Origin of the sequence: Streptomyces sp. QH1-20, from assembly GCF_041283565.1 — a bacterium.
Taxonomy (GTDB): Bacteria; Actinomycetota; Actinomycetes; order Streptomycetales; family Streptomycetaceae; genus Streptomyces; species Streptomyces syringius.
The window spans coordinates 5,247,919-5,270,830 of the sequence record NZ_CP166299.1 but is presented as its reverse complement, the minus strand read 5'-3'; the positions used below and the strand labels follow the sequence as shown (position 1 = coordinate 5,270,830).

Below are 22,912 nucleotides of genomic sequence, written 5' to 3'. Positions count from 1 at the left end.
TACCGCAGCCGATGAGGTCACTTCAGCGTTTTGTCGACTTCCCGACTTCCCGACACGGCCGTGCTGCAAACTCTATTCAGAAGCCCCGCACACAACCCCCACAGGCCACGGCGCGCCGGGGTACGGTCACCAAAATTTCGGGACGCCCTGCCCCGGACACACGACAAGGCCCGGAGTCCGAGGACTCCGGGCCTTGTCTTTGAGTAGCGGGGACAGGATTTGAACCTGCGACCTCTGGGTTATGAGCCCAGCGAGCTACCGAGCTGCTCCACCCCGCGCCGTTGTGAAACAACCGTACCACGGCGCGGGGTGGGGCCTCACCGGACTTCTCAGCTGCCCGGCTTCGTCGCCTTCTCGGCAGCCTTGGCCTCGGCCTTGGCGGCCCGGTCCAGGGCCTCCTTCAGGCTCTGCTGGGCCTTGCCGTAGGCCGCCCAGTCCTTGTCGTCGAGCGCCTTCTGGCTCGCGTCGAAGGCGTCCTGGGCGTCCTTCAGGGCCTGCTTGACCGTGGGGTCCTGGGACGGCGGCTTCGTGGGGGTGTCCGCCGGCGGCTCGGTGCCGGTGTCCGGACTCCTGACCCCGAAGACCACGTCCAGCGCCTTGGTGAGGTCGTCCTCGAAGGCGGTCTTCTCCCCGTAGGTCACCAGGACCTTCTTCAACCGGGGGAAGTTCGTGCCGGCACCGCGCACATAGACGGGCTCCACGTACAGCAGCCCGCCGTCGAGCGGCACGGTCAGCAGATTGCCGTACTCGATCTCGGAGTCCCCGCGCTTCAAGATATTGATCTTGTTGGCGATCTCGGGGTCACCGTTGAACTTGCTCTGCACCTGCTGGGGGCCCGACACCGTGGTCTCGGACGGCAGCTTCAGGATTCTGATCTTGCCGTAGCCGGGGCTCTTCGCATCTGCGTCGACGGCCATGAAGGCACCGAGGTTCTCCCGGCTCTTCGGCGTCAGCGTCGTCGTCAGCGAGAACGACTGCTCCTGCTGGTCCGGCATCTTCATGCTGAGGTAGTACGGCGGCACCGCGTTCTTCGACTTGGTGGTCGGGTCGTTCGGCACCTCCCAGCGCTCACTGCCGGTGTAGAACGTGCCCGGGCTGGTGACGTGGTAGCGGGTGAGCAGCTCGCGCTGGACCTTGAAGAGGTCCTGCGGGTAGCGCATGTGGTCCATCAGGTCCGAGGAGATCTGGCTCTTGGCCTTCACCGTGCCCGGGAAGGCCTTCATCCAGGTCTTGAGCACCGGGTCCTTGGTGTCCCACTGGTACAGCTTCACCGTGCCGTCATAGGCGTCCACGGTCGCCTTCACCGAGTTGCGGATGTAGTTGACCTGATTCTGCTGGGCCACCACCGCCCGCTGTCCGGTGGTCAGCGAGTCCGCCGTCGTGTCACCGAGGGTCGTGCGGGACGCGTACGGATAGCCGTTGGTCGTGGTGTAGGCGTCCACGATCCACTGGATGCGGCCGCCGACGACCGCCGGGTAGGCGTCGCCGTCGATGGTCAGCCACGGGGCGACCGCCTCGACGCGCTCCTTGGGCGTGCGGTTGTACAGAATCCGCGAACCCTCGCCGATGGCACCCGAGTAGAGGATCTGCGGCTCGCCGAAGGCCACCGCGTAGGCGGCCCGGTTGACCGGGTTCGAGAGGTTCACACCGCTCTTGCCCCGGTAGCTGTAGCTCTTCTCACCCCGGTCGCCGGAGTAGTCCAGCTCCTTCTGCGGCCCGCCGACGATCGAGTACTGCGTCGTCTTCTCGCCGTAGTACACCCGCTGCTCGTACGAGCCGAGCTTGCCGGTGGTCGGCAGGTTCTTCTCGGTGAAGTCCGGGTCGCCCTCACCGACGGTGGCGGTGCCCTTCGCGGTGATGGCGCCGTAGCCGTGGGTGTACTTGAAGTGGTCGTTGATCCAATTGCGCTCGGGGATGCCGTTGATGTTCAGCTCGCGCAGACCGACGACCGTGTCCGTCTCCTTGCCGTCGACCTTGTAGCGGTCGACGTCCAGGGTGGACGGGAACTGGTAGTACCCACGGACCTGCTGGAGCTGCTGGAACGTGGGCGAGACGATGTTCGGGTCGAGCATCCGCAGACTGGCGGTCGAGTCGGCCGCGTCACGCAGCTTCTGCTTGTCCTTGCCCTTGAGATCGCTGGTGCCCGCGTAGTCCGTCACCTTCGAGCCGTCGATGCCGTAGGCCTCGCGCGTCGCGGTGATGTTCTTCTTGATGTACGGGGCTTCCTTGGCCTGCTCGTTCGGCTGGACCTGGAACTTCTGCACGATCGCCGGGTAGAGCCCGCCGATCAGGACCGCCGAGAGCACCATCAGACCGAAGCCGATCACCGGCAGCTGCCAGGTGCGCCGCCAGAGCGTCGCGAAGAACAGCACGGCGCAGATCAGCGCGATGATGAAGAGGATGGTCTTGGCCGGCAGATAGGCGTTGGCGTCGACGTACCGCAGACCGGTCCAGCCCTCGGTGGACTTCAGTCCGCTGGACTTCACCGCCAGGCCGTACCGGTCGAGCCAGTACGCGACGGCCTTGAGCGTGACGAAGATGCCGAGCAGCACCGACAGGTGCCCCGTGGCCGCCGCGGTGGCCCGCGCGCCCGGGCTGGTGGGCCGCAGACCGTTGTAGAGGTAGTGCACCAGGGTCGCGGCGATCAGCGACAGGACCGCGGCCGCGAAGCCGAAGCTCAGCAGGAAGCGGTACCAGGGCAGATCGAACGTGTAGAACGCGATGTCCTTGTGGAACTGCGGGTCCGTCTGGCCGAAGGACACGCCGTTGATCCACATGAGCCAGGTGCGCCACTGCCCGGCCGCGGACGCGCCGGCGACCAGCCCGACGAGCGAGGCGATGGCCAGCAGCACCCACTTCTTGTAGGGCGCGATGCTCATCCGGTAGCGGTCGAGGCTCTCCTGCTCCCCCGACATCGCGCTCAGCGGCGGCCGCAGCCGGTGCGCCAGCCAGATGTTGAATCCCACCGCGAGGGCCATCAGCAGTCCGAAGACCGCGAACAGACCGATCTTGGTGCCCAGGGTGGTGGTGAAGACGGAGGAGTAGTGCACGGAGCGGTACCAGAGCCATTGCGTCCAGTACCCGGCGAACATGACGAAGAGCATGGCCAGGACGGCCAGCACTCCCAATGTCATGAGCAGGGTCCGGACACGCCGGGACGGGCGGCCGACTCTCATCCGTGGCCTCGTCGGGCCTCCGCCGCGGTCCGGCATCTGGAAAGCCAAGGTGCGCACCTCGAAGTTCGCTGTCGATGAAGCTGTCGATCAGGCCCAGCGATAGTAGGACCCAGTGTGGCAACTTACCGAGGCTTTACTCAGTTCCCGTTTTTGGTCACTCTCAGGGCACGATTGTGACCATGTCCAGCTTTCCCAGCTTCCCCAGCCCTTCCGAACCCGGCACCCCGATGGCCGCCAGCCCGCTGACCCGAGCCGTGCTCGAAATCGACGAGTACGCCTCCGGCCTCGGCTGGGACCAGCCCGCCCGTCTCTTCGCCCTGGTCGACACCGCGAAACTGCGCGCCCAGGAGCCCGGCCTGGCCGCCCAGCTCGGCCTCGACGAAACCCCCGGCAACGCCACCTCGCTCACCCCGATCGAGCAGGACGAGCTGCCGCGCGGCACCGCTCTCGACAAGTTCCTCGGCACCATCGCCTGGCCCGACGCGGTGGTCGGCTGCGCCCTGACCGTGGAGCGGCTGATGCTGCCGCCGTCCGCCGAGGGGACCGTGCCCAACGGGATGAACGAGAAGCAGCTCGCCAAGTGGGTCGCGGCGCACCCGGACCGGCAGGAGGTCCGGATGACCGTCGCCGTGCTGCGTGACGGCGCGCGCGAGTCGGCGCTGCGCCTGCGGGAGAAGGACTCGCCGAACGAGGTGCTGACCGGGGCCGACCTCGTACCGGGCCTGGCCGAGGCCCTCGCGGCCACGTTCGAGGGCTGACGCCCGCCCGCGTCCGCGGGGGTGGCGCCTAGCGGCCTGCCGAGCAGCTCGGCAGGCTCGCCGCGTCACCCTTGCGGATCTTCTCGAGGGCCTTCGTCGCGTCACCTATGGTGTCGACCTTGACGAGCGTGAGGCCCTTGGGGGTGTCCCTGGCGGCCGCCGCGCAATTGTCCTTGGGCGTGAGGAAGAACCGGGCGCCCTTGGACCGCGCGGCGACCGTCTTCATCTCGATGCCGCCGATCGGCCCGACCTTGCCGGTGTCGTCGATCGTGCCCGTGCCGGCGATGAACTTGCCGCCGGTGAGGTCTTCCGGGGTCAGCTTGTCGACTATCCCGAGGGCGAACATCAGCCCGGCGCTCGGCCCGCCGACGTCCGTCAGCTTGATGTTGATGGTGAACGGGAACGTGTGGTCGATCCCGGCCTGGATGCCGACTACGGCCCGCTTGTCGGGGGCCTTGCCCGTGACGAGGTTGACCGTCCGCTCCTGCCTCGGCGCCCGCTTCTCCTTCTCCGCCGCGGCCGCCTCCTTGGCCGGGACGACCCGGAAGGAGACCTCCTGGCCGGGCTGGTGCTTGGTGACGAGCTTGGCCACGTCGCCGGGCTGCTTGATCTCCGTGCCGTCGACGGCCTTGATCACATCGCCCGCGTGCAAGGCGCCCTCGGCCGGGCTGCCCTTGACGACCGACGCCACGACGACGCGCGTGCCGACCGGGATCTTCAGCTCCTTGAGCGCCGCCACCTTGGCGCTCTCCTGGGACTGGCTGAACTCCTCGGCGGTCTCCTGGTTCAGCTGGTCCGGAGTCTTGTCGTCCGGATAGAGCGTGCTGTGCGGGACCACCAGATTGTCGTGCGCGAGCCAGCCGTAGACCGCTTCGACCAGATTCATCCGGTACTGCGAGCCGGTGACGCGGACCGTCGTCATATTGAGATTGCCGCTGGTCGGATACGTCTTGTGACCGGAGATCTGGAGCACCGGCTCGCCGTCGTGCTCACCGAGGGTGTTGTACGTCGGCCCCGGCGACATCTCCGCGTACGGCACGGGGATCAGCACGCCTGCGCAGAGCAGCGCGATCAGCATCAGGAGGGAGGCGAGCATCGTCGCGGTGCGGCGGGGCATGGAACGACAGTACGGGACGGGTCCGACAGTCCACCCCCGGGGCGGTCCGTACGGGGCAGCGCCCGCTAGGCCGCGTCGGAGCCCGACGAGGCGCCGGAATCCGGGCGTTCCATGGCGGCGCGGAACCGCTCGTAGCCCGCCAGTTCCGCGACATCGCCGACCTTGCGGTTGCGGGCCGCCCAACTCCCCCACAGGGCGGCGGCGACGGCCGCGGCCACGGGGATCAGCAACCATGCAAGTGCCGCCATGCCGGCCTCCCGACCCCTTCCGAAGCGCAACTGACTGATGAGCAGATTAAACGTCCGCCGTCTCAACGCTTACGTCAGGGGCCCGGTTACGCAACCCGGGTCAGCCAATAGGGGGCTGGCCTGCGGAGACGACCTAAGCCCCCACCCATTCCTCTGTCCCGTCCGTGAACTTCTGGTGCTTCCAGATCGGGACCTCCGCCTTGAGGTCGTCGATCAGGCGGCGGCACGCGGCGAAGGCCTCGGCCCGGTGCGGGCAGGAGACGGCCACCACGACCGCCAGGTCGCCGATGGCGAGCTCCCCCACGCGGTGCACCGCGGCGAGCGCCCGGACCGGGAAGTCCGCCGCGATCTTCTCGGCGACGCGGCGCAGCTCGGCCTCGGCCGTGGGGTGCGCGGAGTAGCCGAGCCCGTCCACGTCCGCACCGCCGTCGTGGTCGCGCACCGTGCCCACGAAGAGCGCGGTGCCCCCCGCGGCGTCGTCGCCGACCGCCGCGAAGACCTCGTCCAGTGACAGCGGGGTGTCACGGACGGCGAGGAGGCGGATCGGATCCAGGGCGGCGAGCTCACCGGGGTGGCCGCCGGGGCGGTCATACGTACGGGCCATGCGGTCCATCGTGCCGCACGCGGGGCGGCGGTGGTGAATGGTGTTTCACCAGGCCGCCCGGAACGCCGCATGGAGGGTCCTACAGCGGCCCCGGCGGGGTCTACAGGCGGCGGCGCGCCTTGCGGGCACGGCGGACCAGCGCGGCGGTGCCCACCAGGGCGACGGTCGCCCCCGCGGCGCCCAGCGTGGTGGCGTCCTTGCGGCCGAGCCGGCGGCCCGCGACCGTGTGCCGGCCGGCGACCTCCTCCAGCAACTCCGCGAGGACCTCCTCATTGGTCCAGCGCGGCCGCCAGCCGGCGTCGTGCAGCCGGCTGCCGCTGACCACCCACGGGTGCATCGTGTACTCGAGGTCGCCCGCGGGCGAGGGGGTCAGACCCAGGCGGTGCAGCCGGGAGGCCGCGCCCAGCGCGACCGCCGAGGGCAGCTCCATGCGCCGGATGCCGGTCAGCTCCTCGACCTCCTCCTGCTCCAGCCAGCCGTCGCAGCCCACCGCGAGGTCGCCCTCCGCCTTTTCCAGGGCGGCGAACTCCAGGGCGCTCACCAGGTCCTCCACGTGGCAGAACTGCCAGGTCGGCCGGGAACCGGCGACCACCAGGAGGCGGGGCGACTCGAAGTAGCGGGTGAGGGCGGTGTCGGTGCCGCCGACGAGGACGGCGGGCCGCAGCACGGTGACGTTCAGGCCGGGGTGCGCGCGGGGTGCGCGCTTGGCGAGCCGCTCGATCTCCAGCAGGTCGCCGACGCCGGTGGCCTCGGCGGTCGCGCGCAGCTCGGCGTCCTCGGCGAGCGGCACGGCGTTGTCGGGCCGGGCCCCGTAGACCATCGCGGAGGTGCACAGCACCACGCGGTGCACGCCGGCGGCCGCGGCGGCGGTCAGCACGGTCTGGGTGCCACGCACGTTGTAGGCGGTGCGGGCGGCGGGGTCGGTCTCCAGGTCGAGGTCCAGGGCGAGGTGGACGACGACGTCGGCACCGCGCAGCTTCTCCGCGATCGCCGGGTCGCGCACGTCCAGCACATGCCACTGTGCCTCGGTGACGTCGCCACGGCGCTCGTCTATCGCCACGACCTGCTTGATCTCTTCTGATGCGGCCAGCCGCTGCGTGAGCAGCGCGCCGACGCCGCTCGCGGCACCGGTGACGGCGACGACGGGTCGGCGGCCGGGCAGGGCCGTACTGTCTCGCGCGGAACCGTTTCGCGCTGCGCGAACTTCTCGGTCGGGGGAACTCACCGGGCGTCTCCAGCGGTTGTCTTCAGTACGTAAGTGTGATGACGCGTACGTACCAGGTGACGTCCATCCTGCCGCAGGCCCCGGGTCGGCGAAGCACCAAGCCCGGATACCGCAGAGGTGTCTACGCTGGGTAGTGATGTCGGGCATTCGCCGCCGGTTCCACGCCGGCGGCCCTACGAGCCGAGGAAACCCGTGAGTGACACCCCATTCGGATTCGGTCTTCCGCCGGAGGAGCCGGAGAACGGCGACGACGGCAAGAAGAAGGACGGCAGCCAGGGCGGCGGCCAGGGACCGGCGAATCCGTTCGGGTTCGGCGGGGCCGCGGGCGGTGGGGACAACCCCTTCGCCGCGATGTTCGGCTCCATGAACCCGGGCGATCTTGGCGCCGCGTTCCAGCAGCTCGGCCAGATGCTCTCGTACGAGGGCGGTCCGGTGAACTGGGACATGGCCAAGGACATCGCGCGGCAGACCGTCGCACAGGGCACCGCCGACGGCGGCAAGGACGCCAGCGTCACGCCGGGCGAGCGGGCCGCCGTCGAGGAGGCCGTGCGCCTGGCCGACCTGTGGCTGGACGGCGTGACGTCGCTGCCGTCGGGCGCGGGCACGGCGGTCGCCTGGAGCCGCGCGGAGTGGGTCGAGGCGACCCTCCCGGTGTGGAAGGACCTGGTCGACCCGGTCGCCGAGCGCGTCGGCGCCGCCATGGGCGATGTGCTTCCCGAGGAGATGCAGGCCATGGCGGGCCCGCTGCTGGGGATGATGCGGCAGATGGGCGGGGCCATGTTCGGCCAGCAGATCGGCCAGGCCGTGGGCGTGCTGGCCGGCGAGGTGGTCGGCTCGACCGACATCGGTCTGCCGCTCGGCCCCGCGGGCAAGGCCGCCCTGCTGCCGGTGAACATCGCCTCGCTCGGCTCCGGGCTCGGTGTGCCGCAGGACGAGGTCCGGCTGTACCTGGCCCTGCGGGAAGCCGCCCACCAGCGGCTCTTCGCCCACGTGCCGTGGCTGCGCTCGCACCTGTTCGGCGCGGTCGAGGGCTACGCCCGGGGCATCAAGGTCGACACCTCCAAGCTGGAGGACGTCGTCGGCCAGCTCGACCCCTCGCACCCCGAGCAGCTGCAGGACGCCCTTCAGCAAGGCATGTTCCAGCCGGAGGACACCCCGGAGCAGAAGGCCGCCCTCGCCCGCCTGGAGACCGCGCTGGCGCTGGTCGAGGGCTGGGTCGACGCCGTCGTGCACGCGGCCGCCTCGCCGCACCTGCCGTCGGCCGACGCGCTGCGCGAGACGCTGCGCCGCCGCCGCGCGTCCGGTGGTCCGGCGGAGCAGACCTTCGCCACCCTGATCGGCCTGGAGCTGCGGCCGCGCCGCCTGCGGGACGCCTCGCGGCTGTGGGCGTCGCTGACCGACGCCCGGGGTCTGGAGGGCCGCGACGCCCTGTGGGAGCACCCCGACATGCTGCCGACGGCCGCCGACCTGGACGACCCGGACGGCTTCGTGCACCGCGAGCACCTGGACTTCTCCGAGCTCGACAAGATGCTGGGCGAGGCGGCCGGGAGCGGCTCCGCGAAGCCGGACCTCAAGAAGGACTCCGCCGGGGATTCCCCCAAGGCCGGGGACTCTCCCGAGGACTCTCCCAAGGACGGGGAAAAGGGCGAGGACAAGGGCGAAGGCGACAAGTGAGCCTCCATGAGAGCGCGGTCCTCGTCCTGAAGGAGTACGGGGACCAGGAAGAGCTGCGCGATCTCTATCTGGATCACCTGGCCGAGCACCCGGACGGCATGTGGAAGCCCTGCCGGGCCGGGCACATCACGGCGAGCGCGCTGGTGATCGACCCGGCGCGCAGCAAGGTGCTGCTGACGCTGCACCGCAAGCTGCGGATGTGGCTCCAGATGGGCGGCCACTGCGAGCCGGGCGACAGCACCCTCGCGGAGGCGGCGCTGCGGGAGGCGACCGAGGAGTCCGGCATCGAGGGCCTGACCCTGCTGCCGGTCGGTCCGGTCCGGCTGGACCGGCATCCGATCCCCTCGCCCTGCAACTGGCACCTCGATGTGCAGTACGCGGCGCTGGTGCCCGAGGGCGCGGTGGAGGCCATCAGCGACGAGTCGCTGGACCTGCGCTGGTTCGCGTACCACGAGGTGGCCGCGGTGGCCGACGAGTCGGTCGTCCGGCTGATGGAGCGGACGCTCGCCCACCTGTGAGCGCACACGGGTAAGGGGCGTCACCCCGAGGGTGACGCCCCTTACCCATCGCTCAGCGGTTGGACCAGATGTTGCCCTGGTTCTGACCGTGCGCGCCCTGCTGGCCGAGGCCGTACTGGGCCATCGCCCCCTGGCCGATCTCCGCGCCCTGCGGCGGAAGCAGCTCGCTGGGCTGCACGAGGGCGTAGCCGTGGCCCTGGAAGTTCAGCTCCCAGCCCTCTCCCGTGCTGCCGCGCCGCCGCCAGACGCTCGACGAGGACGTCGGCGCCTGCATCTGGACGACGAGCGACGTCGACCACGCCACGACGGCGTCCGCGTCGGCATTGACGTACTTGTCCGGGGTCACCTGGAGCATCAGGGGCTGGCCGGAGGTCATGAGCGCGACCTTGCCCTGCCCGGAGATGACGAGGTTGTACGCACCCGAACCGGAGATGCCGAACTGGCTGTCCACCGCGATGGTGTCCCAGTGCAGGGTGGAGTCCATCGCGAGGACGTAGGCGGCGTCCACGGTCAGACCGTTGTGGTCCACGTCGACAATGTGGACGTACTGCGCGAGGTTGGCGAAATAGACCGTGCCCTGCCCCGAGCAGCGCATCAGGTCCAGGACCTCACCGGTGTGGGCCCGGGCAGTCTGCTGGCCGCGCGTCAGATACTCGCCGTCGAACTCCATCATGCCCTGGTAGGCGACCATCGAGCCCTTGCGGGCGAGGATGTCGTCGTGGCCGGTGAGCAGGACCCGCAGCAACTGCGGGTTCTGGAGCGCGTAGCGATCCTGGGACTGGGCCTCGGTGTGGCCGAAAAGCGGGCTCTGCATATGTCTTCGCTCCCCCTCAGCCCCGGGCCCGGAGCCGGTCAGTGCTGTCCTCGCTGGGCTGTACGACCACGAAACCCTGGCCCGAGAAGCCCAGCTGGTACGCCTCGCCGCTGCCCCGGCCGATCATCGAGGAAGCCTTGAAGCTGCGCTTCCCCTTCATCTTGAGGCCCGTGGACCACGCCACGAGGGCGTCGGGGTCCACATAGGTCTCGTCCTCACCGCGGCCGCAGTCGACGACGATCGGGGTGCCGCGCGAGGTGAGCGCGACCCAACCGGTGCCGGAGATGGCCACATTGAACAGGCCCTGGCCCGCGAACTTCGCCATGCCCTTCACCCGCTGCACGCCCCACTGCAGATGCGCGTCGAAGGCGAGGATGTTGGTGCCGTTGACGGAGAGCGAGTCCCCGTTGAGCTGGAGGCAGACGACGTCCGCCCCGTAGTCGGCGAGGTAGAGCAGCCCGTCGCCGTGGCACTTCATGAGCGGCATGCCCTCGCCGGTGACCCACTGCGAGGCCATCTGCCGGATGGCGGGCGGGTTCGCCTCGTACTGGACGAAGCCCTCGTAGGCGATCATCGAGCCCGTGCGGGCGAACAGGTCGTGGCCGGACTGCATGGCCACCTTGAGCATGCTGCTGCCGTGGTTCTCCATCCGGGCCGCGACGGGGGTCGGGGCGTAGCCCGAGATCGGAGTCTGGTTCATGGTCATTTCGGGCTCCCTCAGACCTCGTAGGGCTGGACGACGATGAAATTGCCGGGCGCGCCGCGGAATTGGAGGTTCACGGTCTCCCCGCTGTGGCCCGGGTAGGCGTTGCGCCGCAGCCGCACCTGGCTGGAGACGACCACCTGGGCGGCGGCGGACCAGGCGACGATGGCGTTGCTGTCGGCGTAGGTGGTCGGGGTGACCGGCAGGACCACGGGAACGCCGTTGGTCTTGACGACCACAGTGCCGTGCCCCTGGAACTGCATGGTGAAGAGCGCGCCGCCGGGGATGCCGTGGCCCTCGATCCGGCGGACCTCATGCTGGAGCGACTCGTCGAAGGCGAGCACCGACTCCGCGGAGACGCAGATGCCGTCGCCCTGGAGCTCGATGGGGTGCACATGGGCGGAGTTCTCCGCCAGGAACACCTGTCCCCGGCCGGTGCAGCGCATCAGCTGCATCTCCTGGCCGGTGGCATTGCCCATGATCCGGCCGGCGAACCCGGCGCCCTTGTAGCCGAAGTCGACCTTGCCCTGGTAGAGCACCATGCTGCCCTGGCGGGCGAGCACGGGCTGCGGGTCGGTGCCGAGGTCGACGCGGATGAGCCGGGGGTTCTGCAGGGTCCACCGCTGCCCGGTGGGCGCCTCGCGGTACTTCTCGAGCGCGGCCTGGACGCCCACGGGGGTGCCGCCCTGCGGCGTGCCCTGGGGCGCCGCGGGCGGAGGCCCGCCGTACGGCGCCGGCTGACCGGGCTGACCGGGGTACGGCGCCGGCTGGCCGGGGAACGGCTGACCGGGCTGCCCCGGCTGTCCGTAGGGCTGCTGCTGGCCGGGGTGCTGACCGGGGTGCCCGTAGGGGGCCGGCTGCTGCTGGCCGTACGGGGCCGGCTGGCCGGGCAGGCCGGGCGGGGGCGGGACCGTGCCGCCGGGCGGGGTCTGCTGGCCCGTGCCGGGCTGGCCGGCGAAGAAGCCGGGCGGGGCGATCGGCGCGGCGATCGTGGCGGCCGCGTGCACCGCGGGGGCGGCCGGCGGCGGGGTGCTGCCGGGCGGGGGCGGGAAGCCCTGGGCGGGCGGCGGGGTAGGCGCGGCGGGCGCGGGCTGTGGGGCCTGCGGCGGAGCCGCGGCCTGCGGCGCGGCGAAGGCCGGGGGCGCGCTCGCCTGTGCCGCCGGGGGCGCGAAGGCGGGGGCGGGCGCGGCGGGGGCCGGAGCCGGTTCCGGTTCCTCCTCCAGGACCTCGCCGCCGAAGTTGGTGAGCAGCGCTTCCAGGCCGCCGTCGAAGCCCTGCCCGACAGCGGCGAACCGCCAGACGTCCTTCATATAGATGTCGCCGAGCATCACCGCACGCTCGGTGCTGAATTCCGCACCGGTGAAGGAATACCGCGCGACTTCCTCACCGCCCGCGACGATGCGGACATAGCCGGGGCCGATCTGCGACATCTGGCCCGCGCCGTCGACCGTCGCCGTGAAGGAGAGCTTCCGGACATGAGCCGGAATGCGGTCGAGCGTGACCCGGAAGGACTCCGTGTCACCGGCCTGCGCGCCGAGCTGCTGAATGGACTCCTCGGGGGACTTCGGCTGATTGAAGAAGATGAAGTACCGGTCGTCGGACAGTCGCTCCTGGGCGTCGAGCCCGAAGCAGCTGATGTCGAAGGACAGCCCGGGCCCGGAGATCTGCACACCGATGTACAGATCGGTCCCCGCTGTCAGGTCACTGATCTTGGCCTTGTGGCCGCGCTGGAATTCCCTGGCCATGCGTAACGACCGTCCCCCATCCGAACCTGCGATGAATGCGTTGCGTCAGGCTAACGGCTGACCCTCACAGCCAGCGATTCCGGGGCGTGCGGGGGCCCGGGGCGGCGCGGAGGCGAACGGGCCCGCCCGCCCCGGGCGCGGGCGGGCGGGGTGTCACGCGGCCGACGGCGTCATTCGCTGCGGGCGGCGGGCAGATGCGGAAGCCGGTCGGCGGCGACCACACCTTCGAGGTAACCGCGGGCCCGCTCGGTGCGCGGATAGGCCTCGAGGAGCTCCCAGAAGCGCGGGCCGTGCCCGGGGACCAGGAGATGCGCCAACTCGTGGAGCAGGACGTAGTCCACGACGTACTCGGGCATGCCCTGGAGCCGGTGGGAGAGACGGATGCTGCCCTCGGCGGGGGTGCACGAGCCCCACCGGGTGTTCTGATTGGTGACCCAGCGGACCGTGGCGGGGCGGGCGCGGCCGTCGAGGTACTGGGCGGAGAGCCGCTGCGCCCGGTCGGCCAGCTCGGCGTCGCCGAGCATCCGCTTGCTCTCCTGCGCGGCGAGTCTGTCGAGCATCACGCCCACCCACCGCTTCTCCTCCGCCTCCGACATCCGGGCGGGGATGAGGACGACGGTGCGCTCACCCTCCCGGTAGGCGGAGACCGTTCGGCGGCGGCGCGAACTCCGGCGGACCTCCACCGCGTACGCGTCCGAGCCACTGGAGAGCGGGCTCGGGGCGCTGCGCGGTGGTCTTGGGGCACTGTGCAGTGGGTCGACGGGCACGGCCCCGACGTTACCCGCTGGCGGCGCGTGAAGTCCCGCCCCTCGCTCGGTTGCCGGGGAAACACCCGCAGAGCGCACGGCTTGTATGACAATCACCCCGTGCTTGTGGACAACTTCGTACGGTGACGAGGCGGGGCGCGCATGCTGAAGGCCGACCGAGGGGGAAGCCATGCAGAGGAACTCCGCACACCGAGCCGCCGTACCGCACGCCGCGCACCGCGACGACGAGGGATCCCCGGCCCCGGGACGGGCCCGGCCGTTCGCCGTACGTCCCCGCACCCGCCCGGCCGGCGAGCCGCCCGCCTCCCCCCATCCGATGCTCAAGCCCGCCCTGCGCCGGAGCTGGCGCGACCGCGAGACGGTGCAGTTCGGGGTGGCCCCGGCCCACGCGGTGGTGGTCGGTCCGGTGGACACCGCGACCGGCAGCTTTCTGGGCCTGCTCGACGGGACGCGCGGGCTGCCCTTGCTCCGTGAGGCGGCGCGTGATCTCGGGTTGCCGGACGGGCGGACGGATGCCCTGGTGGAGCGGCTGAGCCAGGCCGGGCTGCTCGACGACCCCCGGGGCGGCGGGGACGGGGCCGCCGCTCTGCGCGGCCGGGGCGCGGGCCTGGAGCGGCTGCGCCCGGACCTGGCCTCGCTGTCGGTGCTGCACCCCGAACCGGGGGCGGCGGCCCGGCTGATGAGCGCGCGGCAGGCGACGCGGGTTCAGGTGCGGGGCGCGGGGCGGGTGGGAGCGGCCGTCGCGGCGCTGCTGTCGGCGTCGGGGGTGGGCCAGGTCGATGTGCTGGACGGCGGCTGTGTCGAGCCGTGGGACGTGGCGCCCGGCGGGGTGGGCGCCGAGCGGGCCGGGGAGCGGCGGGACGTCGCCGCCCGCCGGGTGGTGCGACAGGCCGCGCCGCTCCCCCGCCCCCGGACCCGCGGCGGCGCGGGCCCGGGCCGGGACGCCGGCGCGGCCGCGGAGGGCGGCCCGCCGGACACCGGCCCGCCACCGCTGGCGCTGGTGGTCTTCGCTCCGCGCGACGGGCTCGCGGCCTACGCACCCGAGCCCGCCGCGGCGAAGGAGCTCATCGCGTCGGGGACCCCGCATCTGTACGCGGGGGTCCTGGAGGCCACCGGGCTGGTGGGGCCGCTGGTGCTGCCGGGCGGGTCGGCGTGCGCCGGCTGTATCGAGCTCGGGCGCGCCGAACGGGACGCCGCGTGGCCCCGGATGCTCGCCCAGTGGAGGTCGGGCCGGAGCGCGGGGGTACCGTCTTGCGACATGGCACTGGCCACGGTGGTGGCGGGGCTGACCGTGGCGAGGGCTCTGGCCTTTCTCGACGGTGGGTCCCCGGCGAGCGCGGGGGTCCGTCTGGAGCTGGCTCTGCCGGGTCCGGCCTGGTCTCCCCGGCCCGTCGAGCCGCATCCGCGGTGCCCGTGCGGCGCGGCGGGATCTTCGTATCCCGAATATGCCTCGGCCGCGGGGGCGTCGCACGGGACAATGAACGGGTAACCGCCGTCCACGGCGTGGCCGTTCAGCGAGTTGGAGGGGCGCATGTCTGATCTACCCCGCAAGGCGGTCACGCGTACCGCCAAGTTGGCCGCGCTGCCACTGGGGTTCGCGGGGCGCACGGCGCTCGGACTCGGCAAACGCATCGGCGGACGGCCCGCGGAGCTGATCGCGGCGGAGTTGCAACAGCGCACGGCCGAACAGCTCTTCGCGACCCTCGGTCAGCTGAAGGGGGGTGCGATGAAGCTGGGTCAGGCCCTGTCCGTCTTCGAGTCGGCGCTCCCCGAGCAGATCGCCGGTCCCTACCGGGCGGCGCTCACCAAGCTCCAGGAGGCCGCGCCACCGCTGCCGTCGAAGTCGGTGCACGCGGCCCTGGCGGAGCGGCTCGGCGAGGACTGGCGGGATCTGTTCGAGGAGTTCGACGACCAGCCCGCGGCGGCGGCGTCGATCGGGCAGGTGCACCGCGCGGTCTGGCACGACGGGCGCGAGGTCGCGGTCAAGGTGCAGTACCCGGGAGCGGGCGAGGCGCTGCTCTCCGATCTGACGCAACTGGGCCGCTTCGCCCGGCTGCTGGGTCCGTTGGTCCCCGGCATGGACATCAAGCCCCTCATCTCCGAGCTGCGCGACCGGGTGTCCGAGGAGCTGGATTACGAGCTGGAGGCCCGCGCCCAGGACGCGCACGCGACGGAGTTCGCGGGCGACCCGGATGTGACGGTGCCGGCCGTGGTGCACCAGAGCGACCAAGTGCTGGTGACGGAGTGGCTCGAGGGGGTGCCGCTGTCCGAGGTGATAGCGGACGGCACTGCGGAGCAGCGGAACCGGGCGGGCCAGCTGCTGGCGCGGTTCCTCTTCTCGGGCGCCGCCCGGACGGGGCTGCTGCACGCCGATCCGCACCCGGGCAACTTCCGCCTGATCACCGGGGACCACCCGGACGGCCCACCGGAGAAATGGCGGCTGGGCGTGCTGGACTTCGGCACCGTCGACCGGCTGCCGCAGGGACTGCCGCCGGAGATCGGCACCGCGCTGCGGCTGACGCTGGACGGCGAGGCGGAAGCGGTCCACGAGCTGCTGCGGGAGGAAGGGTTCGTCAAGCCGGGGATCGAGCTGGAGCCCGGTGCGGTGCTGGATTATCTGCTGCCGATCATCGAGCCCGCGCAGGCGCAGGAGTTCACCTTCACCCGGAGCTGGCTGCGCGCCCAGGCGGCCCGGATCGCCGATCACCGCTCCCCCGCCTACCAACTGGCCCGGCAGCTCAATCTGCCCCCGGCGTATCTGTTGATACACCGGGTGACGATGAGCACGATCGGTGTGCTGTGTCAGCTGGGCGCGACCGTGCGGTTGCGGGAGGAGATGGAGGCGTGGGTGCCCGGTTTCGCGGCGGTCGACGAGAGCCGGGAAGCACCCGCCTGACGGCCCCCGGCGGGGTGGGGGTCACCACCAGGAGGAATCGAGACGGCCTTCGATCGATCTGATGTTGGCGCGAGCGCAGTCGTCGCAGAGATAGCTGCGACGGCCGTTCTCGACGGAGAAGGTCCAGGTCGGCGGCGTACCGTCGGCGGTGATGCCACAGCGAGCGCACACGGCTTTCTCGGTGGCCTCAGGGTCCGACTGCACTGATTCATGCGTGTTCTGCTGGTCCACCTCCCAGACGATATCCCCGCGAACAGGCCGCGAGGGCACAACGCACCCAATGCGGCGCGGGGCCGGTCCGAATGGACCGGCCCCGCGGGTGTCTCGTGGTATAGCGGCCCTGCCGCCGCCACTACCGCCGACTGGGCTTCCGCTCAGTGCATGACGGCCATGGCGAGGGCCCGGCGGGCGCGCAGCGAGGCGCGCTCGGCGCGCCGCTGCATCCGCCGGGCGGCGGCCAGCCGAACGGCACCGCGTTCGGCCTCGGCCTCCCGGAGGCGTTCATGCATATGAGCACGGGCCAGGGCTTCTGGGATGAGTTGCATTTCGAGGTTCCTGTTCTGGCGCGAAGCGGTCGCGCTCGAGGTGTCACGGGTGGGGGTCTTCGAGCCGGCCGGCTCGTGGGACGGGCGCTGCATCGTCGGATCCTGCTTCTTGGGGTCGTGCGTGGTGGGGCGGTCGATGGTGCCGAGGAGGGTGTTCATGCGGCGACCGGGTTCTTGCGCGGGCGACCACGCGGACGCTTGCGGGCCACGACCACGCCCTGGACGAACAGCTCGCCGCCCCAGACGCCCCACGGCTCACGGCGGTCCTTGGCGCCGGCCAGGCAGGCCTCACGCAGCGGGCAGGTCTGGCAGAGCGACTTGGCGTACTCGACGTCGGCCGGGGTCTCGGCGAAGAAGACCTCGGGGTCATAGCTGCGGCACGGGACCGGGACGCCGAGGTTCTCGATGGCGTCGTCGAGCTCGGTGAGGGCGGTGAGGGGAGTCAAGGTGTCCTCCGTGGGGACAGGCGGGGGGATCAGGTCGGTCGCTACTGACGGGGTGTGTGCCTTGAGTTGCACGGTGTTGTTTCCTCGTCTGTTGTTCCGGCTGGTAGCCGGGCTGGCGCCCCGGTTCGGGGCAAACAAAAGGGCCGCGGATCCCGGTGTGGGTTCCGCGGCCCTGGAAGGTGCCGACCTGATCATGCCGATCAGGCTGGATCTCTCCAGGGTTCGAGCCCACGGAAGGCCCACATCGTGTGGTGCAGGTGCTGCTGCGCGTTCAGGGATCCGGCGCCATTGATCGTCGCTACGGAGGCATAGGCCTGGGCCTGTGCCGTTGCCGCTGCCTTAATCGCAGACGCCTTGCTCGGTCGCTCCTCGATGAGTTCCGCGCCGCCGAAGGGCAGACCGGTGCCCCGGAGGGAACCGCCGAGCGGGCAGGTGGCGACGACCGAGCGATCGGTCATTTTGTTGAAGCTCATGAAGCTGATCATTGGTCTCCGCCTCCTCTCGGCGTCTCGGGGGACCGGTGAAAACCCGGTCCGGGACAGTTCAGTACAGCACGGAACCAGCGACTCTTGGAAGAACCGCGGTTTCCCTGCTCGGAAGGCTATGGGTATGCCGTCCGCGCGCGCAAACTATTTTTCGGGAGAGTCTTCGGTCGCGTCCGTAGGCGCGTCCGACGACGTCGGCTCACGGCCGGAGCAGAGAGCCAGGACATCGGCACCGAACTTGTCGAGCTTCCGTCCTCCCACACCTGAGATGCAGGAAAGCTCCGATTCGGTTCCCGGAACGGCCTCGGCGATCGCGAGAAGTGTCTTGTCGGTGAAGACGCAGTAGGCGGGCTGGCCCAGCAGCTCGGCCTGTCCGGCCCGCCAGTCGCGCAGCCGCTCGTAGAGCGCCTCGTCCAGCTCCGAGGGACAGTCCTCGCAGCGCATCAGCTTGATCTCGCCCGCATCCGTCAACGTCCGCCCGCAGACCCGGCACAGGGCCGGTCCGCGCCGCTTGCGCCGGGCGGCGGCACCGCGCTCCACGCCCCCCTGCCCTGCCGCCCCGGCCGTGCCCGGGCGGGGCGCGGCGGAGCCCGGTCGCAGGCCGTTCAGGAAGCGGCTGGGGCGCCGGGACGCCCGGCCGCCGGGAGCGCGGGAGAGCGCCCAGGAAAGGGAGAGGTGACGGCGGGCCCGGGTGACGCCGACATAGAGGAGCCGGCGCTCCTCCTCGACCTGCTCATCGGTCTTGGCGTAAGTGATCGGCATCATGCCTTCGGTGAGCCCGACCAGGAAGACGGCGTCCCACTCCAGGCCCTTGGCCGCGTGAAGTGAGGCGAGAGTCACACCCTCCACCGTCGGCGCGTGCTGGGCGGAGGCCCGCTCGTCCAGCTCGGCCACGAGATCGGTGAGGGTGGCGGTCGGCTTGGCCCGCACGAAGTCCTCGGCGAGCCGCACGAGGGCCGCGAGGGACTCCCAGCGGTCACGGACCGCGCCCGACCCGGCGGGCGGCTCGGCCGTCCAGCCACGGGTGCCGAGCACGGCGCGCACCTGGGAGGGCACGTCATCGGCGTCGGCGAGCTGTGCGTCCGCACCGCCGGCCCGGGCCGCACCTCGCAGCAGCAGCCCGGCCTCGCGCACCTCGGGCCGCTCGAAGAACCGCTCCGCGCCGCGCAGCTGATAGGGCACCCCGGCGTCGGCGAGGGCCTGCTCGTAGACCTCGGACTGGGCGTTGATGCGGTAGAGGATCGCGATCTCGCTCGCGGGCACCCCGGAGTCGATCAGATCCCGGACCCGGCGGGCCGTGCCCTCGGCCTCGGCCGGCTCGTCCCCGTAGGCGCAGTAGTGGGGCTCGGGGCCGGACTCGCGCTGGGAGACCAGCTCCAGGCGGTGCTCGGCGGCCCGGCCGCGGGCCTGGGCCAGCAGGCCGTTGGCAAGGCGCACCACCTGGGGGGTGGAGCGGTAGTCGCGGATCAGCTTCACGACCGTGGCACGCGGGTGGCGGACGCGGAAGTCGAGCAGATAGTCCGGGGTGGCTCCGGTGAAGGAGTAGATGGTCTGGCTGGCGTCGCCGACGACGCAGAGATTGTCCCGGTCGCCGAGCCACAGCTCCAGCAGCCGCTGCTGGAGCGGGCTGACGTCCTGGTACTCGTCGACGACGAAGTGCTGGTACTGGCGGCGGACCGTCTCGGCGATGTCGTGCCGGTCCTGGAGGACGCCGACGGTCAGCAGCAGCACATCCTCGAAGTCGATCACTCCGCGGTCGCGCTTGAGCTGCTCGTACATGCCGTAGATCCGGGCGATCTCGGCGGGATCGCGGGGGGCCTCGCGGCCGGTCTTGGCGGCGGCGGCCGGATAGTCCTCGGGGACGGTCTGGGTGACCTTCGACCACTCGATCTCGCCCGTCACATCGCGCAGCTCATTGCGGTCGAGGCGGACCCGGCAGCGGGCGGCGGACTCCGCCACGAGCTGGATCTTGCGCTCGACGAGGCGGGGCACCTCGCCGCCGACGGCCTTCGGCCAGAAGTACTGGAGCTGCCGCAGGGCGGCGGAGTGGAAGGTGCGGGCCTGGACGCCGCCCGCGCCGAGCTGGCGCAGCCGGCCGCGCATCTCGCCCGCCGCGCGGTTGGTGAAGGTGACCGCGAGCACACTCGACGGCTGGAGCAGCCCGGAGCGGACGCCGTAGGCGATGCGATGGGTGATCGCCCGGGTCTTGCCCGTACCGGCTCCGGCCAGCACGCACACCGGTCCGCTCAGGGCCGTGGCCACCTCGCGCTGCTCGGGGTCGAGCCCGTCGAGCACCGCGTCGGCAGAGTCAGGGACCTGCGGGAAGAGGGAGGAGTGCGTTGCTGCTGTCACCCCGCCATGCTGCCAGGTCGGCGGAGGCGACCGGGAATGTTGTCCACAGGCGTGCACCGGCAGTCGTACTAATGCCGGGAATGGTCGGGGGTAGGTGCGCGTTCTACCACCGGAAAACCACCCATGAACGAAGGAGCGCGAGGTCGAATGTCGGGCACCGTGACGATGTACAGCACCACCTGGTGCGGCTACTGCCGCCGGCTGAAGAGCCAGATGGACCGCGAGGGGATCACCTACAACGAGGTCAACATCGAGCTCGACGCCGACTCGGCGGCCTTCGTGGAGAAGGCGAACGGCGGCAACCAGACGGTCCCCACCGTTCTGGTCGTTCCCCCGAACGGTGGCGATCACATCGTCATGACGAACCCGAGCCTCGCCCAGGTGAAGCAGGCCCTCGCGGTCTGACGCTCCGGCGCCCTAGCTCCAGCTCTGGCCCTGCGGCAGCGGTTCGCCGTACCAGAGCTCGATCAGGCGGGCCGCGATCGAGATGCCCGTGGGAGGCAGCACCTCCCCGGACTCGAACGCGGCCCGCAGGTCCGCCCGTGAGAACCAGCGGGCCTCGTGGATCTCCTCGCCGTCCACCTGGATGTCGGAGGACGTGGCCCGGGCCATGAAGCCCAGCATCAGGCTGGACGGGAACGGCCACGGCTGGCTGGCGACGTACTCCACGTGACCGACCACCACGCCCGCCTCCTCGGCGACCTCGCGGCGCACGGCCTCCTCGATGGACTCGCCCGGCTCGACGAAGCCCGCGAGGGTCGAGAAGCGGCCTTCGGGCCAGTGCATCTGCCGGCCCAGCAGCGCCCTGTCCTCGTGGTCCGTGACCAGCATGATCACGGCCGGGTCGGTGCGCGGGTAGTGCTCGGCGCCACAGGCCGGGCAGCGGCGGATGTGGCCCGCGGCCGCGACGACCGTGCGCTCGCCGCAGCGCGAGCAGAAGCGGTGCAGCCGCTGCCAGTTCTCCAGGGCCACCGCGTGCACCAGCAGCCCCGCGTCGCGCTGCGACAGCAGCAGGCCCGCCTCGCGCAGCCCCGCGGCGCGCGCCGACTGGTCCATCCGGCCGGGCAGGGTGTCCTTCTGCAGGGCGAAGTAGGCGACGCCCTTCTCGTCCTGGCCGAGGAAGTAGCGGTGCGTCTCGGTGACCGGCGCCTCGAAGGCCGGGGTCATCACCAGCTCGGTGCGGCCGTCCGGGGTGTCGTCGATCAGGACCTGGCCGCCGGAGACCACGAAGACCCGCGTGGACGGGTGGCTCCACGCGGCGGACAGCCACGCCTCGTCCAGCCGGTGGTGCGCGGCACGGTCGATGCCGCTCGCACCACTGAGCGTGATGGGCCGGACGGCTGAGAGATCGGTCCAGGTGGTCACTGCTGCTTCCAACTCCCCCTACGAATGGTGGTTTGCATCACGGACGCGAGCGAAAGCCGCAGCTATCGCGCGCGCCCGTGCTCGGCGAGGTCGCCCCACAGGTAGGCGGCGGTCTCGACGCCCTTCATGAGCAGGTCCAGCTCGACCTTCTCGTTCGGCGCGTGCCAGCCGTCCGAGGGCACCGAGATGCCGAGGAACAGCACCGGGACGCCGAGCACGTCCTGGAGGTCGGCGGCCGGTCCGGAGCCGCCCTCGCGCGTGAACCGGACCTGCTGCCCGAAGGCGCGGCCCATGGCGCGGGCGACCGACTGCAGAGCCGGGTGGTCCAGCGGGGTCAGGCAGGGGCGGGTCGCGCCCCAGAAGGTGATCTCGTGCCGGATCCCCGCCGGGAGCAGGCCTGCGACCCAGTCCCGCACGGCCTGCTGGACGCGGTCTCCGTCCTGGCCGGCGACCAGCCGGAAGGACAGCTTGAGCTGTGCGGCGGACGGCACGATCGTCTTGCCGCCGGGGCCCTGGTAGCCACCGCCGATGCCGTTGACCTCGGCCGTGGGCCGCGCCCAGATGCGCTCCAGCGTGGTGTAACCGCTCTCGCCGAGGGCGCCGTGCGAGTGGGCGGTGCGCAGCCACTGCTTCTCGTCGAAGGGCAGCTCGGCGAAGAGTTCGCGCTCGCGGTCGGTGAGCTCCACGACGCCGTCGTAGAAGCCGGGGATCGCCACCCGGCGGTCCTCGTCGTGCAGGGCGGCGACCAGCCGGGCGGCCTCGGTGGCCGGGTTGGGCACGGCGCCGCCGAAGGAACCGGAGTGGATGTCCTGGTCCGGTCCGTAGAGGTCGATCTGGCAGTCCGTGAGACCGCGCATGCCGGTGCAGACGGTCGGGGTGTCCTCGGACCACATGCCGGTGTCGGAGACGATCACCGCGTCGCAGGCGAGGCGGTCCGCGTGGGCGCGGACGAGGTCGGGGAAGTGCGCCGAACCCGACTCCTCCTCGCCCTCGATCAGGAGCTTGAGGTTGACGGCCGGGGCGGTGCGGCCGGTCGCCGCCAGGTGGGCGCGGACGCCCAGGGTGTGGAAGAAGACCTGGCCCTTGTCGTCGGCGGCACCGCGCGCGTACAGCCTGCCGTCCTTGACGACGGGCTCGAAGGGCTCGGTGTGCCAGCCGTCCTCGACGGCGGCGGGCTGGACGTCGTGGTGGCCGTAGACCAGGACCGTCGGGGCGCCCTCGTCACCGGAGGGCCACTCGGCGTAGACCGCCGGGGCGCCGTCGGTCTCCCAGACCTCGGCGGTGGGGAAGCCGGTCTCGGTGAGCTTCGCGGCCAGCCAGTCCGCGCTGCGGCGGACGTCGGCGGCCCGGCCGGGATCGGCCGACACCGAGGGGATGCGGAGCCATTCGACGAGGTCGTCGAGGAAGGCGGCGCGGTGGCCTTCGATGTACGCGCGGACGGCGCTGTCCGGGGTGTAGCTCATGGCATCGAGCC

Annotated in this window: 22 protein-coding genes and 1 tRNA gene; 6 read left to right on the top strand and 17 right to left on the bottom strand. The window is 71.2% G+C overall.

Translation table 11 applies throughout. The annotated features are described in order from the left end of the window. Positions 1–204: 204 nt before the first annotated feature. Together AB8O64_RS23985 and AB8O64_RS23980 are read right to left on the bottom strand one after the other, a co-directional pair. Positions 205–278: transfer RNA gene (locus tag AB8O64_RS23985), tRNA-Met, on the bottom strand. A gap of 51 nt (positions 279–329) precedes the next feature. Further along, entirely contained in the window at positions 330–3,212 is a 2,883-nt protein-coding gene (locus tag AB8O64_RS23980) for a UPF0182 family protein (protein ID WP_370423949.1), read from the bottom strand. 143 nt (positions 3,213–3,355) lie between these two features. Here AB8O64_RS23980 and AB8O64_RS23975 point away from each other — a divergent pair, with 143 nt between their 5' ends. Beyond that, complete coding sequence (locus tag AB8O64_RS23975) at positions 3,356–3,934, top strand: PPA1309 family protein (protein ID WP_130879797.1); 579 nt, start codon at positions 3,356–3,358, stop codon at positions 3,932–3,934. A 28-nt stretch (positions 3,935–3,962) separates the two neighbouring features. Here the strand turns inward: AB8O64_RS23975 and AB8O64_RS23970 are convergent, their stop codons facing one another. From AB8O64_RS23970 to AB8O64_RS23955, 4 genes are all read right to left on the bottom strand, one after another. Next, the gene (locus tag AB8O64_RS23970) at positions 3,963–5,051 is read right to left on the bottom strand and encodes a PDZ domain-containing protein (protein WP_370421301.1); all 1,089 of its coding nucleotides are present in this window, start codon (positions 5,049–5,051) and stop codon (positions 3,963–3,965) included. Between the two features lie 65 nt (positions 5,052–5,116). Beyond that, a complete protein-coding gene (locus tag AB8O64_RS23965; protein WP_370421299.1) occupies positions 5,117–5,299 on the bottom strand; it encodes a hypothetical protein in 183 nt (60 codons plus the stop codon). A gap of 133 nt (positions 5,300–5,432) precedes the next feature. Then, positions 5,433–5,903, bottom strand: a complete 471-nt coding sequence (locus AB8O64_RS23960; protein ID WP_356454049.1) for a molybdenum cofactor biosynthesis protein MoaE — start codon at positions 5,901–5,903, stop codon at positions 5,433–5,435. Positions 5,904–6,003: 100 nt separating this feature from the next. Further along, a complete protein-coding gene (locus AB8O64_RS23955) occupies positions 6,004–7,128 on the bottom strand; it encodes an SDR family oxidoreductase (protein WP_130879793.1) in 1,125 nt (374 codons plus the stop codon). A gap of 192 nt (positions 7,129–7,320) precedes the next feature. Between AB8O64_RS23955 and AB8O64_RS23950 the strand changes: the two genes are divergently transcribed. Both AB8O64_RS23950 and AB8O64_RS23945 read left to right on the top strand, forming a co-directional pair. After that, positions 7,321–8,802, top strand: a complete 1,482-nt coding sequence (locus AB8O64_RS23950; RefSeq protein WP_370421297.1) for a zinc-dependent metalloprotease — start codon at positions 7,321–7,323, stop codon at positions 8,800–8,802. After that, positions 8,799–9,320 (top strand): NUDIX hydrolase, encoded by a 522-nt coding sequence (locus tag AB8O64_RS23945; RefSeq protein ID WP_370421295.1) that lies wholly within the window; start codon positions 8,799–8,801, stop codon positions 9,318–9,320. Before AB8O64_RS23950 ends, AB8O64_RS23945 begins: the two co-directional genes overlap by 4 nt. Positions 9,321–9,372: 52 nt before the next feature. On the opposite strand, the gene AB8O64_RS23940 is transcribed toward AB8O64_RS23945, so the two are convergent. The 4 genes from AB8O64_RS23940 to AB8O64_RS23925 all read right to left on the bottom strand — a co-directional run bounded on the left by AB8O64_RS23940 (position 9,373) and on the right by AB8O64_RS23925 (position 13,349). Further along, complete coding sequence (locus AB8O64_RS23940; protein ID WP_370421294.1) at positions 9,373–10,134, bottom strand: AIM24 family protein; 762 nt, start codon at positions 10,132–10,134, stop codon at positions 9,373–9,375. 16 nt (positions 10,135–10,150) lie between these two features. Continuing rightward, positions 10,151–10,834, bottom strand: coding sequence for an AIM24 family protein (locus AB8O64_RS23935; RefSeq protein WP_130880299.1), 684 nt, complete (start codon positions 10,832–10,834; stop codon positions 10,151–10,153). A gap of 17 nt (positions 10,835–10,851) precedes the next feature. Then, positions 10,852–12,582, bottom strand: coding sequence for a TerD family protein (locus tag AB8O64_RS23930; protein ID WP_370421293.1), 1,731 nt, complete (start codon positions 12,580–12,582; stop codon positions 10,852–10,854). A gap of 170 nt (positions 12,583–12,752) precedes the next feature. After that, positions 12,753–13,349, bottom strand: a complete 597-nt coding sequence (locus AB8O64_RS23925; RefSeq protein ID WP_370421292.1) for a M48 family metallopeptidase — start codon at positions 13,347–13,349, stop codon at positions 12,753–12,755. Between the two features lie 316 nt (positions 13,350–13,665). Between AB8O64_RS23925 and AB8O64_RS23920 the strand changes: the two genes are divergently transcribed. Further along, a complete protein-coding gene (locus AB8O64_RS23920) occupies positions 13,666–14,838 on the top strand; it encodes a ThiF family adenylyltransferase (RefSeq protein WP_370423948.1) in 1,173 nt (390 codons plus the stop codon). Positions 14,839–14,880: 42 nt separating this feature from the next. Next, positions 14,881–16,245 carry an ABC1 kinase family protein gene (locus tag AB8O64_RS23915; protein ID WP_370421291.1) on the top strand — a complete coding sequence of 455 codons (1,365 nt, stop codon included), beginning with the start codon at positions 14,881–14,883 and terminating at the stop codon, positions 16,243–16,245. A 21-nt stretch (positions 16,246–16,266) separates the two neighbouring features. Here the strand turns inward: AB8O64_RS23915 and AB8O64_RS23910 are convergent, their stop codons facing one another. The 5 genes from AB8O64_RS23910 to AB8O64_RS23890 form a co-directional block, all read right to left on the bottom strand. Then, complete coding sequence (locus tag AB8O64_RS23910) at positions 16,267–16,449, bottom strand: hypothetical protein (RefSeq protein ID WP_370423947.1); 183 nt, start codon at positions 16,447–16,449, stop codon at positions 16,267–16,269. Between the two features lie 170 nt (positions 16,450–16,619). After that, positions 16,620–16,949, bottom strand: coding sequence for a hypothetical protein (locus tag AB8O64_RS23905; protein ID WP_356454055.1), 330 nt, complete (start codon positions 16,947–16,949; stop codon positions 16,620–16,622). Next, the gene (locus AB8O64_RS23900) at positions 16,946–17,308 is read right to left on the bottom strand and encodes a WhiB family transcriptional regulator (protein WP_130879785.1); all 363 of its coding nucleotides are present in this window, start codon (positions 17,306–17,308) and stop codon (positions 16,946–16,948) included. The genes AB8O64_RS23905 and AB8O64_RS23900 overlap by 4 nt, the downstream gene beginning before the upstream one ends. A gap of 128 nt (positions 17,309–17,436) precedes the next feature. Beyond that, complete coding sequence (locus tag AB8O64_RS23895) at positions 17,437–17,721, bottom strand: hypothetical protein (RefSeq protein ID WP_370421290.1); 285 nt, start codon at positions 17,719–17,721, stop codon at positions 17,437–17,439. Positions 17,722–17,865: 144 nt separating this feature from the next. After that, on the bottom strand, positions 17,866–20,073 hold the full coding sequence (locus tag AB8O64_RS23890) for an ATP-dependent DNA helicase UvrD2 (protein ID WP_370421289.1): 2,208 nt from the start codon (positions 20,071–20,073) through the stop codon (positions 17,866–17,868). Between the two features lie 147 nt (positions 20,074–20,220). Between AB8O64_RS23890 and AB8O64_RS23885 the strand changes: the two genes are divergently transcribed. Then, positions 20,221–20,478 carry a glutaredoxin domain-containing protein gene (locus AB8O64_RS23885; RefSeq protein ID WP_130879783.1) on the top strand — a complete coding sequence of 86 codons (258 nt, stop codon included), beginning with the start codon at positions 20,221–20,223 and terminating at the stop codon, positions 20,476–20,478. Between the two features lie 12 nt (positions 20,479–20,490). Here AB8O64_RS23885 and nudC read toward each other — a convergent pair whose 3' ends face one another. Both nudC and AB8O64_RS23875 read right to left on the bottom strand, forming a co-directional pair. Continuing rightward, entirely contained in the window at positions 20,491–21,438 is a 948-nt protein-coding gene (gene nudC, locus AB8O64_RS23880) for an NAD(+) diphosphatase (RefSeq protein ID WP_370421287.1), read from the bottom strand. A 62-nt stretch (positions 21,439–21,500) separates the two neighbouring features. After that, complete coding sequence (locus AB8O64_RS23875; protein WP_370421286.1) at positions 21,501–22,901, bottom strand: dipeptidase; 1,401 nt, start codon at positions 22,899–22,901, stop codon at positions 21,501–21,503. Positions 22,902–22,912: the final 11 nt, after the last annotated feature.

Coding starts and splice junctions, on each gene's coding strand:
- AB8O64_RS23980 (WP_370423949.1), bottom strand. CDS start 3,212: ATGCCGGACCGCGGCGGAGGCCCGACGAGGCCACGGATGAGAGTCGGC.
- AB8O64_RS23975 (WP_130879797.1), top strand. CDS start 3,356: ATGTCCAGCTTTCCCAGCTTCCCCAGCCCTTCCGAACCCGGCACCCCG.
- AB8O64_RS23970 (WP_370421301.1), bottom strand. CDS start 5,051: ATGCCCCGCCGCACCGCGACGATGCTCGCCTCCCTCCTGATGCTGATC.
- AB8O64_RS23965 (WP_370421299.1), bottom strand. CDS start 5,299: ATGGCGGCACTTGCATGGTTGCTGATCCCCGTGGCCGCGGCCGTCGCC.
- AB8O64_RS23960 (WP_356454049.1), bottom strand. CDS start 5,903: ATGGCCCGTACGTATGACCGCCCCGGCGGCCACCCCGGTGAGCTCGCC.
- AB8O64_RS23940 (WP_370421294.1), bottom strand. CDS start 10,134: ATGCAGAGCCCGCTTTTCGGCCACACCGAGGCCCAGTCCCAGGATCGC.
- AB8O64_RS23935 (WP_130880299.1), bottom strand. CDS start 10,834: ATGAACCAGACTCCGATCTCGGGCTACGCCCCGACCCCCGTCGCGGCC.
- AB8O64_RS23930 (WP_370421293.1), bottom strand. CDS start 12,582: ATGGCCAGGGAATTCCAGCGCGGCCACAAGGCCAAGATCAGTGACCTG.
- AB8O64_RS23920 (WP_370423948.1), top strand. CDS start 13,666: ATGCTCAAGCCCGCCCTGCGCCGGAGCTGGCGCGACCGCGAGACGGTG.
- AB8O64_RS23915 (WP_370421291.1), top strand. CDS start 14,881: ATGTCTGATCTACCCCGCAAGGCGGTCACGCGTACCGCCAAGTTGGCC.
- AB8O64_RS23905 (WP_356454055.1), bottom strand. CDS start 16,949: ATGAACACCCTCCTCGGCACCATCGACCGCCCCACCACGCACGACCCC.
- AB8O64_RS23895 (WP_370421290.1), bottom strand. CDS start 17,721: ATGATCAGCTTCATGAGCTTCAACAAAATGACCGATCGCTCGGTCGTC.
- AB8O64_RS23885 (WP_130879783.1), top strand. CDS start 20,221: ATGTCGGGCACCGTGACGATGTACAGCACCACCTGGTGCGGCTACTGC.
- AB8O64_RS23875 (WP_370421286.1), bottom strand. CDS start 22,901: ATGAGCTACACCCCGGACAGCGCCGTCCGCGCGTACATCGAAGGCCAC.